The organism is Anaerobiospirillum thomasii, from assembly GCF_900445255.1.
Classification (GTDB): domain Bacteria; phylum Pseudomonadota; class Gammaproteobacteria; order Enterobacterales; family Succinivibrionaceae; genus Anaerobiospirillum_A; species Anaerobiospirillum_A thomasii.
The window spans coordinates 343,466-359,597 of sequence record NZ_UAPU01000005.1 but is presented as its reverse complement, the minus strand read 5'-3'; the positions used below and the strand labels follow the sequence as shown (position 1 = coordinate 359,597).

The 16,132-nt window shown below is 38.5% G+C and carries 9 protein-coding genes; 4 read left to right on the top strand and 5 right to left on the bottom strand.

Going from position 1 to position 16,132, the window contains the following annotated elements; all coding sequences use genetic code 11:
* Positions 1-50: 50 nt before the first annotated feature.
* Complete coding sequence (locus DRZ93_RS01920; protein ID WP_113745666.1) at positions 51-1,421, bottom strand: ATP-binding protein; 1,371 nt, start codon at positions 1,419-1,421, stop codon at positions 51-53.
* Between the two features lie 293 nt (positions 1,422-1,714).
* Between DRZ93_RS01920 and DRZ93_RS01915 the strand changes: the two genes are divergently transcribed.
* A complete protein-coding gene (locus DRZ93_RS01915) occupies positions 1,715-2,950 on the top strand; it encodes an exonuclease SbcCD subunit D C-terminal domain-containing protein (RefSeq protein WP_113745665.1) in 1,236 nt (411 codons plus the stop codon).
* The gene (locus DRZ93_RS01910) at positions 2,947-6,879 is read left to right on the top strand and encodes an AAA family ATPase (protein ID WP_113745664.1); all 3,933 of its coding nucleotides are present in this window, start codon (positions 2,947-2,949) and stop codon (positions 6,877-6,879) included. The genes DRZ93_RS01915 and DRZ93_RS01910 overlap by 4 nt, the downstream gene beginning before the upstream one ends.
* Positions 6,880-7,085: 206 nt before the next feature.
* Here DRZ93_RS01910 and DRZ93_RS01905 read toward each other — a convergent pair whose 3' ends face one another.
* A complete protein-coding gene (locus DRZ93_RS01905; RefSeq protein ID WP_113745663.1) occupies positions 7,086-8,051 on the bottom strand; it encodes a DMT family transporter in 966 nt (321 codons plus the stop codon).
* A 255-nt stretch (positions 8,052-8,306) separates the two neighbouring features.
* On the opposite strand from DRZ93_RS01905, the gene DRZ93_RS01900 reads away from it, so the two are divergent.
* Both DRZ93_RS01900 and DRZ93_RS01895 read left to right on the top strand, forming a co-directional pair.
* On the top strand, positions 8,307-9,986 hold the full coding sequence (locus DRZ93_RS01900) for a SulP family inorganic anion transporter (RefSeq protein ID WP_113746074.1): 1,680 nt from the start codon (positions 8,307-8,309) through the stop codon (positions 9,984-9,986).
* Positions 9,987-10,308: 322 nt separating this feature from the next.
* On the top strand, positions 10,309-10,530 hold the full coding sequence (locus DRZ93_RS01895; RefSeq protein ID WP_113745662.1) for a helix-turn-helix domain-containing protein: 222 nt from the start codon (positions 10,309-10,311) through the stop codon (positions 10,528-10,530).
* 209 nt (positions 10,531-10,739) lie between these two features.
* Here the strand turns inward: DRZ93_RS01895 and DRZ93_RS01890 are convergent, their stop codons facing one another.
* From DRZ93_RS01890 to DRZ93_RS01880, 3 genes are all read right to left on the bottom strand, one after another.
* A complete protein-coding gene (locus tag DRZ93_RS01890; RefSeq protein WP_113745661.1) occupies positions 10,740-11,369 on the bottom strand; it encodes a YigZ family protein in 630 nt (209 codons plus the stop codon).
* 58 nt (positions 11,370-11,427) lie between these two features.
* Entirely contained in the window at positions 11,428-12,588 is a 1,161-nt protein-coding gene (locus DRZ93_RS01885) for an iron-containing alcohol dehydrogenase (RefSeq protein WP_113745660.1), read from the bottom strand.
* A gap of 320 nt (positions 12,589-12,908) precedes the next feature.
* Positions 12,909-15,551 (bottom strand): autotransporter outer membrane beta-barrel domain-containing protein, encoded by a 2,643-nt coding sequence (locus DRZ93_RS01880; protein WP_146741082.1) that lies wholly within the window; start codon positions 15,549-15,551, stop codon positions 12,909-12,911.
* Positions 15,552-16,132: the final 581 nt, after the last annotated feature.

The following is a 16,132-nucleotide window of genomic DNA, read 5'->3' as shown; positions in this document are numbered from 1 at the left end:
TCTGGCTGGACCTTTTCTCTGACCTTATAAAGATATAAATAGTATTAAGTCTATTTAACTATCTTCCATACACCTTTACGGTTATTACCTACTCTTACAATTATATTCTCTTTTTTAAGAGTATTTATATTTCTCTCTATAGTCCTTTTGGTTACATTAAAATGTAAAGCCATATCGTTTTGCGTGGCGTCTGCATGTGTTTTTAAATACTCTAAAAGATGATCCTCTTTTAAATAGGATGAGGCATTGGTGTCGGTATTCATGTCGGTATTCATGTCGGTGTTCATGTCGGTATTAATGTCGGTATTAATGACATCATTCAAATCGCAAGACAGCTTAGAATTTTTAAGAGCATTAAATTTGATCATTATCTCTTCAGGATAAAGTGTAAACTCTGGTAGCTCTGTTTTAAACTCTCTGCAGGCCTTACAAATTTTTTCAATACCTCTTCCCCATGTTTCAATAAATCCTGCCCTAAAAAAAACATTGGCTATATTTGGATTAAACGGTTTTGAACGGTGTTTTACCATTAAAGTCTCAATTGTCCAGCCTGATGGCAGAATACAGTCATTGGAAATATATAATTTATCTTTATATACACTTATTTGAATAGGAATCTGAGTTGCATAGTTTTTGTGAACTATGGCGTTATAGACAGCTTCTCTGATTGCTGCTTTTGGAAAAGGATAAGTCTCTATCCTTGTAACCCCATCATAGGAAATATTTGCTTTTAAGTATTTGGTAAAGATCAGATCTATAGTTCTTGCAGCCTGTATAATAAGTGGGCCGTGAATCTCGTCCATATAGGATATTTCAGAGTCGCTTTTAAAATACCCTATCTTGATATAAGAGCCTGGAACATATCTTTCAGGCTTTTGATAAAATAGCATCATGCCAGCCTTTAAGATTTTTCCCTCCTTGATAAGACCCAAGCTGTCTAAAAGCTGAGCATTTGATATGTTCAAATCTTTTTGATCCATTCTGTTACTCAAAAGAGCCTGTTGTCTAAAAATATCAAAGCTCTCTCTTAAGAAGTCATCTATACATAGATTTTCAATAGCTGTACTATCCCAGGTTATGCCTGTTTTTTGTAAAATAAATTGTGTAAGAGCAACTCCTTTTAAAACATGCCTGGTACTGCCACTTCTGTAATGATACTCACCTTTATAACTTACAGGAAAAGAGCAAGGCAAGGTTACAATTTCAAGATAATCCTTATTCTCATGTGTAAATAGATTTACATTAACACTTATACCAAGCTCGTCTCTTACCATGGCAGGAATATCTTCAAGGAGCATCCTTGCGTTTTTAATTCCTGTTACTTCGCCATTATCATTTTTTCCAATATAAAATGTGCCGCCATGAGCATTGGCAAAACCGCAAATGCATTTTAAATAATCATCTTTAATGTTATTTTCCATTCTATATTGAGTTGTTATTTATTGCCTATAGGCAAGTTTATATAATATTTAATGTAAGAGACTTTTTTTGATTATAGCATAAGCAAAGTACCATATATGAGGTCTTGGTGTTAATTTTACCTTTATTTTTCAAGTGTTTATAAAATATTAAACTTTTATTTAAAGTTATTTATCACAAATATGAATATGTGTTTTAAATATCACTCCTGCTTTTACTTTGTAAGGCTCATTCTAGTAATACCCCATCTTCTATGCTACCCTTAAGTATCTTTTACATAATAAGAACTTAAAACATGAAAATACTGCACACTTCAGACTTACACCTTGGCAAAAGCCTGTATGGTAAAAACCGAGGCGATGAATTTGCCTATATACTTGATACTCTTTTAGATACTGTAGAGAAAGAACATGTAGATGTGCTCTTGATTGCAGGAGATATCTTTGATACCACCATGCCTCCAAATGATGCGCAGAATCTTTACTATAACTTTATCTACAAATTATCTTTAAGCTCGCTTAAACATACAGTCATAATTGCAGGTAATCATGACTCGCCATCTTTTTTAGATGCCCCGCGCATTTTACTTGAGAATTTCAAGGTAAGCGTTATAAGCAGTGCAGATATTAATAATATAGATAAGGAAATAATCTGTATTAAGGATGAGGATGGCAGTGTAAACCTTATAGTCTGTGCCATACCCTATCTGCGCGAGCGTGATCTTAACGACACCATTGTCTCCTATGACAGTGATGACAGAGAAAAAAGCTACAGAGACAGTGTCAAAGCTCATATTAAAGCTGTAACTGATAAAGCATTTGCTAAAGCTCATGAGCTTGAGGCTAAAAGTGGCATCAAAGTGCCTGTAGTGGCCATGGCCCATCTTTTTTGCAGCGGCGGCATTACCCTGTCTGATGATGGCGTACGCGATCTTTTTGTTGGCAATCTTGGCCATATTGAGGCCTCTGTCTTTGACCAGAACCTTGCCTATGTGGCTTTAGGGCATCTGCATGTGCCGCAGATGGTATCAGGTCATGAACTTGCCTATTACAGTGGCTCGCCACTTGCCATGGGCTTTAGTGAGCATGAGGATAAACACTTTAATCTGTGCACTATTGATGATAATACCATTAGTGTCTCCTTTATTGATATTAAGCCGCCTAAAAAGCTTGAGCAGATTAAAGGCAATTTAAATGAGATTGAACAGAGTCTTTTAGATCTAAGCAAAGGCGGTGAGAGTATTTTATGTGAAATCATTTTATCTGGCAGCGATGAGGCTTTGAGTATTAAAAAGAGTCTTGAGGCTATTATTGATAAAAGCCTTATTGAGATTCTGCGCATCAAGGATATGCGTGATAATGAAGTGCGCATGATAGCAGATAAAAAAGGTGAGCTTTTAGACTCATTAGACGAGCTTAGTGTCTTTAAAAGACTGCTTGCCATGCAGGGTATAAATGATGAAAAGGATAAAGAGGAGCTTATTGCTACCTATACACAGCTAAGAAGAGCTATGAGTGAGGAGATAGTATGAAGATTTTAAAGGTCAGCTTTTCAAATTTAAACTCCCTCGTTGGCTCTTTTAGTATTGATTTTACCTGCAAGGCCTTTAGCGACAATGGTATTTTTGTAATCTCAGGTCCAACAGGCGCCGGCAAATCCACTATCCTTGATGCCATAACCCTGGCTTTGTATTCAAAAACAGCCAGATTAGATGAAGTTGGCGGTGAGAATGGCATTATGTCCCGTCAGGAGGGGCAGTGTCATGCCTCTGTAATCTTTGAAGCCTCTGGTAAAGTCTATGAGGCCTATTTTGCCCAGCATCGTTCGCACAAAAAGTTAGATGGGCAGCTGCAAAATAAAAGACATGATTTATCAGAGCTTGACAGCACCATGAAAAAAGGCACTTTAATTGCCAAGGGCCGTCAGACAGTTGCAGCTGTATCTAAGATAACAGGTCTTGATTTTAATAACTTTACAAGAGCTGTCATGCTCTGTCAGGGTAATTTTGCCAGCTTTTTAAAGGCCAGTGAAAATGAAAGAGCCGAGCTTTTAGAAAAGATTACAGGTACGCAGCTCTACTCTCAGATCTCAGCCTTTATCTTTGGTAAATGCCGCGATTTAGAGCAGGCTTTGGCTCTAAAGCAAAGAGACATAGATGCCCTGCATCTTTTATCAAAAGAGGAGATAGATAATCTAAATAATGAGATTAAAGAGTGTGACAGGCAGAGACTTTATAATTTAGATAATATAAAACTAAATGAGATTTTTTTAAAAAGGTCGCAATCCTATCTTGATTTAAAGCACAAGCATGCAAAAGCTATATCAGATGTGGATGAGGCACAAAATAATAAAGATAGCAGCAGCTCTTTGTACACAGCCCTTGCCAGTCATAAAACGGCCCTTGCCTTTTATGACAGCTATGTTGCGCTAAACTCAGCCTTTAACAGTTATAAGGATAATTTATACAAGGCAGCACTTAACTCATGTGTAGCGCAGAGTGTCTATCTGTCCTATACAGAGCATACACAAAATCTTAAAAAGACACAGGATAGCCTTGATAGTATCAATACGTCTATAAAGGATTTTAATAAGATGCTGCCAGAGATCAGCACTTATGACAGCAGCTTAAAATCCCTGTCAGATAGCATGGATAAAACCAAAGAGAGTCTAAAGACTCTGCTAAGTGATAATGAGAGGATACAGACACAGCTTGGTCAAAAGCAAAAGCTAAAAGATAAAGCCACAGATGCTATAGACAAGGCAGAGCTTTATATAACTGAACATAAAGAGCATGATATCAATAGTGACACTCTGACACGTGCTGTACTTGAGACTGATAATTTAAAAAAGAGTCTGTTATCTGACTTTAGCCCTTTGTGTAAAGCCTTTTATACATATAAAAAAGATTTAATAGACAGTCTGTGTCAAAAGTATACAGTCAACAGCTCGCTTGAGACTTTGCAGCATGATCTTGTAGATACTGATACTAGGATTGAGGAGTGCAATGCCATTAAAAACTCCTTTGGCACAAGCTTTGATAATTTAAATAAGCAAAATCTAGATGCAGTCTCTATCTCTTATATGCTAAAGGAGTATAAGAGCCTTATTGATGCTAAAGAGACCTGTGATAAAAACCTTGGTGTACTGCAAAGTAAAAAGACTCAAACTGATGGTGATATAAAAGATCTTGACAGCAAACTTAAAGAACTTCTGTCTTTAATTAAGAGCACAGAGGAGGCCTATAACACTCAAAAGCGTCTTATTGAGCTTGATAAAAAGATTATATCTTTAGATAAGATGCGCGGGCAGCTAGAGCCTGGCACGCCCTGCCCTTTGTGTGGCTCAAAAGAGCATCCTTATGCCAGCTATACCTCGGTTATAAGCAATGATGATTTGATAAGACTTGATAATCTTGAGAGTTCGCTTAAAGAGTATAGAGATAATGAGAGCAGCTATAAAGAAGAGAGGATCAAGCTTACAGCTTTGCTGCAAAGCACAGAGCGTGAGATAGATGATCATGCTGCAAAAAGTGATACTTATGATAAAGAGCTTGATGTAAAGCATGGCAACCTTGTTAGTGCCCTAGATAAATTACAGATTAAGGATCTTTACAGCATTGACTATAAAAGCAGTCCAATCTCATCTGATAAGGCAGATGTAATTGAGATCTCTTTAACTGCCTTTATACAGGATAACAGCAAAATTTTAAGCTCCATGCAGGAGAATGATAAAAAGCTTGAATCTTTGCGCCTGCAGCGTCAGAAGCAGGAGGATAAGATCAAGTCTATGGGGCAAGGCACTGCCTTTCTTGATACAAAACTTGTAACTTTAAGGCAGAAAATTGCTGATTGTTATACAGATCTTTTATCCTTTGATAACAAGGTAAGTCAGAGTTTGAGCTCTTTAAATGATCTAAAACTTATAGCACCTGTTTTTAATGATGCTATGCTGCAGGAGATTATAGAATCTGAGGCCGTATTTAAAATAGATGATGCCCTTGATATACAAAAAGCCTTTGAGCTTTTAGATAATGATTCTGACTTTATGGCTATAAAGGATAAGATTTTAGCAGGTGATGAATCTGCCTTATCTGATTTTAAGGTGAGAGCTGTTTTTGACAGGCTTTATAGCAAGTATGAGTCTTTGCTCTTATCCTGTGCTGATAAGTTACAAGATTTAAAGCACAAAAGTGATATGTATAAGCAAAAGCTTGATCTTATTGCAAAAGAGAAGGTCAATCTTAATGGGTATCAGATAAGTATTGATGAGCTAAATCGTCAAAAAGATGCTCTTGATGGGTCCATAGCAAAGAGCAAGGCCGATCTTTTAAAAATAGAGAATGAGCATAAGAGCATCAAGGCTAAGCGCTTTGATCTTTTTGCTGATAATGATGTTAATGTCTATAGTGGACAGTTACAGCAAAGGCTAAATGAGGCTGATACGGCCTATAAAGCTTTAAAGGCTAAGGCCGATGCCAGCTTTAGTGACTATAGCAATCTTATAGCCAAGGTTAAAGGCTGCCATGAGGCATCTGTATCTTATCTTAAAATCTATGAGCAGAGTAAAAAGAGCTTTTTAGAGTCTATAGCCCCTTTTAATCTGCATAGCCTTGATGAGTATAAAAATACGCTTTTAGATAAAAAGATCTTAAGTGAGTATGAGAGCAAATGCTCTACACTTGATGAGAGCTTAAATCAGGCCAAAGCTCATTTAAAAGTAATTAAAGATGAGCTTTTACATTATGATGAGCGCTATGAGGCTATTTTTGATCCTGATAGATTAAAGGCAAAGCTTGAGAGATTGCATAGAGTTGATCAAAATCTTAATCAGAGCCTGGGTCAGCTTCACAACACTCTTTTAAACCATGATAAATTAAGTCTAGAGCATCAGGCACTTATAGCAGAGTATAACAAGGAGTATGAGCATTATAAAAAGGTTGCAAGACTCAATCGTCTTATAGGTACGGCAGATGGCAAAAAATACCGCCGTTTTGTGCAGAGTATTACTCTTGAGTATCTAATTAATCTTGCCAATAAAGAGCTTTTAGATTTAACTGACAGATATGTACTGACATTAAAGCAGGATGAAAAGAGCTCTATGTCCATCTATGTCATAGATCTCTATCAGTTCTCCCTGTGCCGCCCTGTAGATAATCTCTCAGGCGGTGAGAGTTTTCTTTTAAGTCTGGCTTTATCTTTAGCCCTCTCCTCGCTTGCAAGTTTAAACGTGTCTGTTGAGTCTTTATTTTTAGATGAAGGCTTTGGCACTTTAGATGATGAGACACTGGATCTGGCTCTAAATGCCTTAACTTCACTACAGCAGCGCGGAAGATTAATTGGTGTGATCTCTCATGTGTCAAAACTAAAGGAGAGAATTAAAGAGCAGATTGAGGTTACAAAGCTCTCAGGCGGCAGATCTACAATCAAAGGACCAGGCTGCAGCGCTACGCTCAAAAGCTAGGAGTGCTGTCTTTTATTTAAAGTACTGTCCCTTAAAGATAGGATTTAATGCTCTGTTAACTTATAGCTTTACAGAGCATTATTTATAATTCTATAAGTCTTTATCTACTGTATTATTTGCTATTGGCTTTATGCCTTCATTGGATTTTGCCCCTGTGCAATCTTACCTATACTAATCATCACAGCAAAATTCTTAAGCGCAGATCCCTATTTGCCTGCAGCCTCTGTCTTATTCTCATCAGAGATCTCATCCTTATCGTTCTCTTTTAGCCTGTGTATGACAACTGTGTTTTTACTTGAAGTTACAATAAAGACTCCGGTAAAGACCATGATGACAGATATAAGCTTTATGGTATTAAAGACATCAAGGCCTAAGGCAATGGCAGCAACTGAGGCAATAACTGGCTGTATGTAGTTATACATGCCTGTAATGGTAGGTGAGAGATTCTTCTGGGCAATTAGAATTAAAAGCTGACTTAAAAAAGTACTCATAACCACAATATAGGCTATGCCCATGATATTAAGGGTGGAGAGAGCTGCAAAGTCTGTCTTTATAATATCAAAGAAGCTAAGTGGCAGAATGATGAGGCTTGCATAGGTGAACATCCACTTCATTATGGTCAAAAGAGGATATTTGTGTATAAAGTGGGTGTAGAAGACTACATAGGAGGCATAGCTTATCTGTGCTGTTACCACAAGTATATCGCCAATAATGCCTGAGGTGTCAGAGCCTTTATATGATGAGCTTAGAATAAGCATAATGGAGCCTGCGCTGCCTAAAATCAGGCCTGTAATTTTGCGCATGGTTAAAGGATCCTTTAGGACAAAGGCAGATAGGAGCATGGCCCACAGCGGCATGGAGGTGGCCAGAATTGAGGCATTGGCAGGTGAGGTATAATTTACACCTGTAATGAAACAGGTCTGATTGATAACAAGACCTAATAAGGCCGCACCTAAGAGCTTTATATGATCTTTTCTCTCAACCCTGCTGCTTTTTATAAACAATGATAAAAGCCAGAAGAGCAGCATGGCGCCTATCATACGCACCGAGGTTAAAACCATAGGTCCTATGACAGAGCCCATAAGCACCAGTTTGGAGATTGGAGACATAAGTCCCCAGAGCATATTTGCTCCCAGAGCCGAACTGTGGGAGAGCGCCTCTTTCTTTTGCATGGATTAATAATTTATACTCAAATTCAATATTTTGTCGTGTTTTTAAAACTTTTTATATTTAAAGCACATATTTTGCTTAACACTTGTATTTTAAGATCTTTTTTATTTGCAAGATAGTATTTACTAAAAATTTATGCAAATGTTAAATATAGTTAAAATTATTGAAAAAAAATTGCAGAAACAATATAATTTTAGTTGACCCTTTTTATCAGTTAAAGCCTGCAAAAGATGCAGGCCTTTTTCTTTTTTAGCATTATGTCAACACCAAAATCATCAAATCCATTCGTACCGGCCTTCTTTACCTGTATGCGTGAAGGCTATAATTTAAGTCTGTTTAAAAGTGATTTTATAGCAGGTCTTACTGTTGCAATTGTGGCTTTGCCACTGGCCATGGCTATGGCGGTGGCAAGTGGTGCCTCGCCTGACAAAGGTCTGGTTACAGCAGTTGTAGCCGGCTTTTTTATCTCGTTTTTAGGCGGATCGCGTGTACAGATTGGCGGCCCTACAGGCGCCTTTGTTGTCGTTATCTTTGATGTTATAGCAAGATACGGTTTTGACGGTCTTATTGTCTCATCTATTATGGCAGGCCTCATTTTAATTGTGGCAGGTTATGCCAAGCTTGGCAAACTTATAAAATACATTCCATATCCTGTAATTACAGGCTTTACCACAGGTATTGCCGTCATTATTGCCTCATCGCAGGTTATGGATTTTTTAGGCCTTAATATCAAAGATGCTCCAGCTGATTTTATTGGCAAATGGACAGCCTATTTTGAGCATATTCATCAGATCTCACCTTATGCCTTAGGTGTAGGTCTTTTTGGCCTGGCCCTTATTATTATCTGCAAGAAAATATCCAATAAAATTCCATCTTATCTTGTAGTTATTGTGACTTTATCTCTTATGGTCTATGTGTTTAAACTGCCAGTTGATACTATCGGCAGTCGCTTTGAGCATCTGCCAGAGGGCCTGCCTGAGCCTATCTGGCCTAAGATTACTCTTGAGGAGATAAGAGATCTTATTCCATCAGCCTTTACCATAGCCTTTTTGGCCGGTATCGAGGCTCTGCTCTCTGCTGTGGTGGCTGACAGCATGATAGGTCACAAACACTCATTAAATCAGGAATTAATCGGTCAGGGCGTGGCCAATATGGCCTCAGGTATATTCGGTGGTCTGCCAGCTACAGGTGCTATTGCCCGTACTGCCACCAATATCAAATCAGGCGGCAAGACCCCTGTCTCTGGTATCTTCCATGCCCTGTTTTTACTTATCTTTATGTACACCATTATGGATGTACTCTCCTATGTGCCAATGCCGGCCCTAGCCGCCATTTTATTCATGGTTTCATGGGGTATGAGTGATTTAAAACACTTTATTCAGATAGCCAAAATCTCTCCATCTGACAGAACTATTTTAATTTTAACCTTCCTGTTAACCGTGCTTGTAGATCTTACTGTAGCCATTGGCGTGGGCGTAACCTTTGCCTCACTGCTCTTTATGCGCCATATGTCAAAATCACTTGAGATTAAGCAGAATACCGCACTATCAGAGTATGACAGTCAGGATGGTGATTATATGCAGGATATAGTCATTCCTGAGGGCCTGCAGGTAATGCAGATCAACGGTCCTTTATTCTTTGGTGTGGCCTCTGAGCTTTGCGACAAACTGCAGTCTTTAGAGAAAATGCCGCGCGTTTTAATATTGCGTATGCGCTTTATGCCATATCTTGATGCCTCAGGTGAGGCCTCAATTGAGGATATTATTAAAATCTGTAAGGAAAACAATACCTTTATCATTTTCTCTGCTATGCGCAGGCAACCACGTACCTTACTTGCCAAGGCTGGAATTTTAGAGCGTGATGAAGCTGCCTTTACAGTAGATTTCAAACATGCCCTTAAAATGGCTATGGAAATATTAAGCCGCGATGCCAAGTAAAACTATTGTTTACTTTAGTTTAAACAGTTGAATGTTGATCGCAACTTTTGATAATAGTTGCGATTTTTTATCATTAAAAATAAAGGTGATAAAGATCATAAACTCACCCTTTTTTGATTAAAAAAAACTCATATTTGAATAATGAAACGCCATGTTGACAGACAAATTTCTCTTAATTTCAGTATTTTAGCTATGTAGGGAAAAAAATCAAAAAACGTGAAACAAACTATAGACTTATTTAAATAAAACTATACACTATATGTCATTACGGCATAATAAAAAACAAAGATAAAATTCAAGCTGATAATTTGGAGTTTTGACAATGGAAGGACAGACCTTTAAGCGTATACGTCTCGCTCTGGGGTTTACTGGTGATGAGCTTGCGCATGAGCTTAATGTTTCTGGAAACTATATAAGACTTGTAGAAACCAACAAAAAGCCAGTGTCTGAACTGTTGGAATATAAAATTATGGATCAGCTGCGACGTCGTTATCACAGTAATGATCCGCTTTTTACTATTCTAAAGGGTCTTAGTGGCAATTAGCTTTAAATTTTTTATGACATAAAAGACCTGTTAGTTGCAGGTCTTTTTTGCTGTCCGTCACTTTTTTAACTCAAATTTTTTTTGCTGTGAAAAGTCCTGAGAGTCACTAAAAAAAGAAAAGCTTAAAACGCACTTTTATTTACAACTGTAAAGCAGTATAAACTCTCAGGACATACTTTGTGCTTTTATAACAGTCAATTTTTTGTTATCTATGACTTTTTACTAACCACGAAGTCGCCGCGTGTTAATTCCTTTATATTTTTAATAAGATCTTCACTCTGACTTTTTGGCAGTATCACATCAAATAAAACCTTGTCTGTATACACTGTATTTAGAATGCTAAGCCTGTAGTTTTTACTCATGTGCAGGAATTTATCTATATAGCGCATATCAAAGATAAGAGTAAGCTCATCTGGTATCATGCGCTCTTGTGTAGGCAGCGTGGCCAATGCCTCTTTGACACTGTCCTGATAGGCCTTGACCAGACCTCCTGTGCCAAGCAGTATGCCACCAAAATATCTTGTAACAACTGCAGTAAGCTCACCTACCCCACAGTGCAGCACCACTGTAAGCATAGGCTGTCCTGCTGTGCCCTTAGGCTCACCGTCATCAGAGCAGCCGCAGTAGGCTGTAGAGCCTGGCGCTGTTGCATTAAAGGCAAAACAGTTATGTCTGGCATCAGAAAATTCGCAGCTTATTTTTTCAATAAAGGCTTTGGCCTCATCTGTGCTTTTAGTATGGCCAATTGAGGTAATAAAACGGCTTTTTTTAATTATAATTTCGTTGCGGTGGCACGTATCAGCCTCAAGGCATGGCACCTGATAAATATCTTTGCTCATAATAATTTAAAGGGCACCATACAGTGCCCTGCTCTTAAAAAAAATTAAAGAAGTAAAATTACAGGCAGTCTTTTAAAATTGCCACAACATCATCTTTATCAAGTGGTCTTATAGCCATATCAAGAGGTGCAAATTTTATGGCATGTTCAGCCATGGCCTCAAAATGCTTATCATCAATACCCACATCCTTTAAATGCATTGGCACGCCAATCTCCTCATAGAAGGCAAAGAGTCTGTCTATACCTTCATTGGCAACGCTGTAGAGATCATCATTTGGTGTAACATCCATAACGCGCACAGCAAAGTTGGCAAATCTCTTTACTGTACTGTCATTTAAGCTATAGCGCATAAAGCGTGGAGTTAATATGGCAAGTCCTATGCCGTGGGTAATATCATAATAGCCTGAGAGCTCATGCTCTATGGCATGACATACCCATGGACTTGGGGTATTACCAAGTGAGCATATGCCATTGCAGGCAAGAGAGCTGGCCCACATCAGCTCTGATCTGGCCTGTTCATCATCAGGCTTTTCAAGAGCCTTTTTGGTATTGAGCATAACGGAGCGTACAATTGACTCACACAGGCCGTCATTGACTATGCTTGAGCCTAGAACAAAGTACTGCTCAAAAATATGTGACATAATATCACAGCCACCTGCAGCTGTCTGATAGGCAGAGACAGAGTATGTATAGCTAGGATCGAGAATTGAGGCTGCTGGGAATAAATGATCGCTGATAAGAGCAAGCTTTTCATTAGTCTCAAGATTGGAGATTACAGCACCCCAGTCAAACTCTGATCCTGTTGCTGACAAGGTTAAAATGGTACACAGCGGCAGAGCATCTTTAACCAGTGAATTATCAAGTACCAGATCCCAAGGATCGCCATCGTATTTGGCGCCTGCTGCAATAGCCTTGGCGCAGTCAAGCACTGAGCCGCCACCTGCTGCCAGAATGACCTCGATGTTATGATCCTTACACATCTGAGCGCCATCACGTACTGATGTAATACGAGGATTTGGCTCCACGCCCTGCAGCTCATAGATCTGGCAGTCAGCTAAAAGCTCATGAATTTTCTGATAAATACCCTGCTTTTTAATACTGCCGCCGCCATAGACCAGTAACACCCTGGTGCCATGTTTTTTAATAACCTCAGGCAGCACATTGATCTTGCCCTTGCCAAAATAAACAGCAGTTGGAGTACAGAAATTATAAGCTTGCATATTAAAACCTCAATTATTTTACACTTTAAATATAATAGCCTATTTTGCATGATAAGATCAGACAAATGATGCTTTTTTAAATACCTAAGATTAGATTACACCCCTCTTTGCTTTAAGCGCACAAGTCAGGATTATAAAAATGATGGGCAGGATCTAAGAGCAGGATACATATGGCTCTAAGATAGACAGATCTGTATGTACATTGTCATAAAGGCAGTGTTTTTACAACAGCACTATGAGGATATGATGGATGATAAAAAAGAGGCAGATATCTGTACCTGCCTCCTTTGCAGTATTGTGCTTATGCAGATGTTATAAGCTTAGAAGACATAACGCAGCTCAGCCTTGATACCAAAGTTGTCACTCTTTGAGCCCTCAAGGAAGTAATTGTGAGCCTCAAGGGTGGCATCTACACAGTTAAAGAATCTGTGGTTGACACCTAAGGCCATAGAGCCGTAGGTAAAGTCATAGTCAGGATTGTCAAAGCTAAAGAGTTTTGCTCTGTCCTTTACAGAGGTCTTTGATGAGATATCTGAGTAGTGATAACCTGCCTCGCCCTTGACATAGACTAAAGAGTGTCTGTCATTTAAGTACTTACCGACAAGCACACTGGTGGCAAGACCATAGGTGCTGTAGGTATCGCCTATAATCTCAAGGCCCTTCTTGGTAGTGAAGTTCTCTCCCATAAAGAGTTTATAGTCAAACTTTAAGGCAGCATCTATCACGGTGTCATAGGCCAGATTAAATCTATGACCTGCAGCCAGTGTGGTACCAATGGAGTTTATCTTTAAGGTGCCAGAATCCTCACCCTGATAACCGCCTTCAATACGTGATTTTGCAGTTGAGTCAAAGTGATTATAGTGCACTGAGCCTTCAAAATAAGTGCCGGTATTAAAGGCCAGGGCTCCATAGATACCAACATTGGTATTTTTAATATCTGATGAGGCCTCAAACAGGTTAAGAGTTGACTTCATCTTGCTGTAACCTGCATAGGCGCCATACATGGCATCATACTCGCCAAAGCTCTTGAGGGTATCAAAGCCTATATAGGATGAATTGAGCTTGGCATGGGCTGTCAAACCAATCTTGTCATTGACATCAAAGTCTACATCCTTATAGAAGTTCTGTACCCACAGACCATAGTTCCTGCTGTTATCCTTTTTAAGCATTCTAAATCTCTCTGATAACTCAGAGTTGGTTAAAAATGCCATACGGTTTATCAAGAAGGTATTTATCATGGCTGTCTCTACAGGATTTGAGGCCTGATTGGTGTTGCTTGAGGCAATATTGTTGACCACAATATCAAAATTGTTGTCCTGACTGATGTCTGCCTTGATAGAAAGCTTAACTGCTCCATTATCCTCCTTCCAGGCTGAATCAATACGACCTAACACATCATCTGGCAGCTTGCCTATATTATCAGGCAGGTCAATTAAAGTATGTTTGCCGCTTACATTTAATGTGCCGGTAAACTCAGTTGGATCTTTAATTGAGGCATCAGAGTGAATACGTATCTTTAATTTACCCTTTTTGAGAATATCAAAACCGTCAGTTACAACTACCTTGTCACCCTTGCCGCTTTGAATGTCTGTGTAGAATACAATGGCATTGTCACCACTTAACTCTACGCGATCAGTGGTAATGGTGTAGTACTTGGTCTTGTTGCTGCCAAACTGACCCTTGCCACCGTTATCATCCTTAAAGGCAATTACAGTATTCTCAAGATGGATGCCGTTACCCTTTTCCACCTTGCCATTGACGTTGATAGATGAGGATAAATCAAGGTTGCCTCCTACCTCAAGTACTGAGGCATTGTGCTTTTCATTAAATGGAGAGCCATCTCCCTTCATATACAATGAATAGGCCTTGCCATCCTTCTTGTTATGAACATGAGCCTCAGTGTGGATTTTGGCTGAGTCTTTAACATGCAATGTGGCACCTGAAAGAACATCAACGCCGCTTACTCTGACCTTACCGTCAGCTCCCTTGCTAGGCAGCTTGTCATTTGTTCCTGCTACAGTGTCACGGCCAAACTTGCCACTCTCAGCTCCCTTACCGGCTTTACCAATTAATGTCATATCTACATTATCAAGAGTGATAATAGCATCCCTGACACCAATACCTGCACCGCCTGGCCCCTCTCCGACGGCTCTATAACCTACAAGATCTACAGAGCCACCTGAGCCACCTACGCCCTTATAGCCATCAAGACGAGTTTTATTGTACTTATCTAAATGTTTATCATGAGTTTTCTTTTTCCCACCATTAGCACCTTTTGCACCGTCTCCACCTTGGGCTGTAATACTTGTTGTTCCAGAAATTGTGGCTATCTTGCTAGAGGCAACCAGTGCAATGTCTATAGATCCACCAGAACCGCCTCTACCACCATCACCACCATGTCCAAATAAATGAGCATCTGTACCGTCTGTGCCTGCTGTTCCATTTCCACCAATAAAACTTGTAGTCTTAATACTGTCTAGTGAAGCACTGGTGTTTTTTGTTGAGACAAGAGAACTATGATGAATTGAATTGCCATTTGTGCCATTTGCACCGTCCTTACCATCTTCACTAACCTCAATATCAGTCGACACATCAAGATGCCCAACAGTTACGTCGGTCTGCTGATTTGGTTCTCCTTCTTTTTCTATCGTTGATGATTGTGTAAATTTTTTGTGTAATACATAAAGTTTATCACTGGTTAAAAAATAGCTGTAATTTTTTACAGAATTGGCGCCATCAGCAACAGAGTTTACGATATCTATATAATCAAAAAGTTGTTTTCCATTTTCAAGTTTTAAGTTAGTAATAGCTCTATAGTTACCAACATGAAATCGATGTTTATTATCTGGATCATCAGGACTTGGAGATGGATTTTGTGTTAAAAAATTATAAATAACTCTCATCTCTTCACAGTCTAGAGGTAGTTCAGATTTAAAACCTTCATCCCAAGATCCATGTTGCATAGCTCCCAGCTCGGAGTATTCCATATAATTGAATTTGAGTTTTTTATTTGGATCTGTATTATGAATGGTGCCAAAATAATATTTTGAATTTGGTAAACCTTGTGCATTACTATTGGCTTCTTTTGAGTACTTAAAATCAATTGTATTTTGTTGTTTATTTATATTTCCTGCTGGTATTAAAAAATTATTTACGATTATTTCTGAATTATTGTTTACAAGATTTGATATATGTAAAGAATTTTTATTAGATTCAGGTGTAAACCAAATTCTACTATTTTCCAGATAAATACCATATTTATCTTTAAGTTGTGAGTTATTAGTTCCTTTAATTTCAGAGCTATAAAAGTGAGCACTGGATTTTAATATTATTTCTGAATTCGTTGCGTGAATTGAATAATTAGTAGAGTTTACTGTTGGATCAGAAACTTCAGTTCTAAACACTAAGCCATTATTCCCTTTAAATTCAACACTTCGTTTTCCATTACTCATTCCATTGTTATCTGCAAACCTAAATCCAGTTAAATTAACATCTTTGTTTTTTTGATTATTAACCTTAATTTGTAGTCCATCTCCATATATTA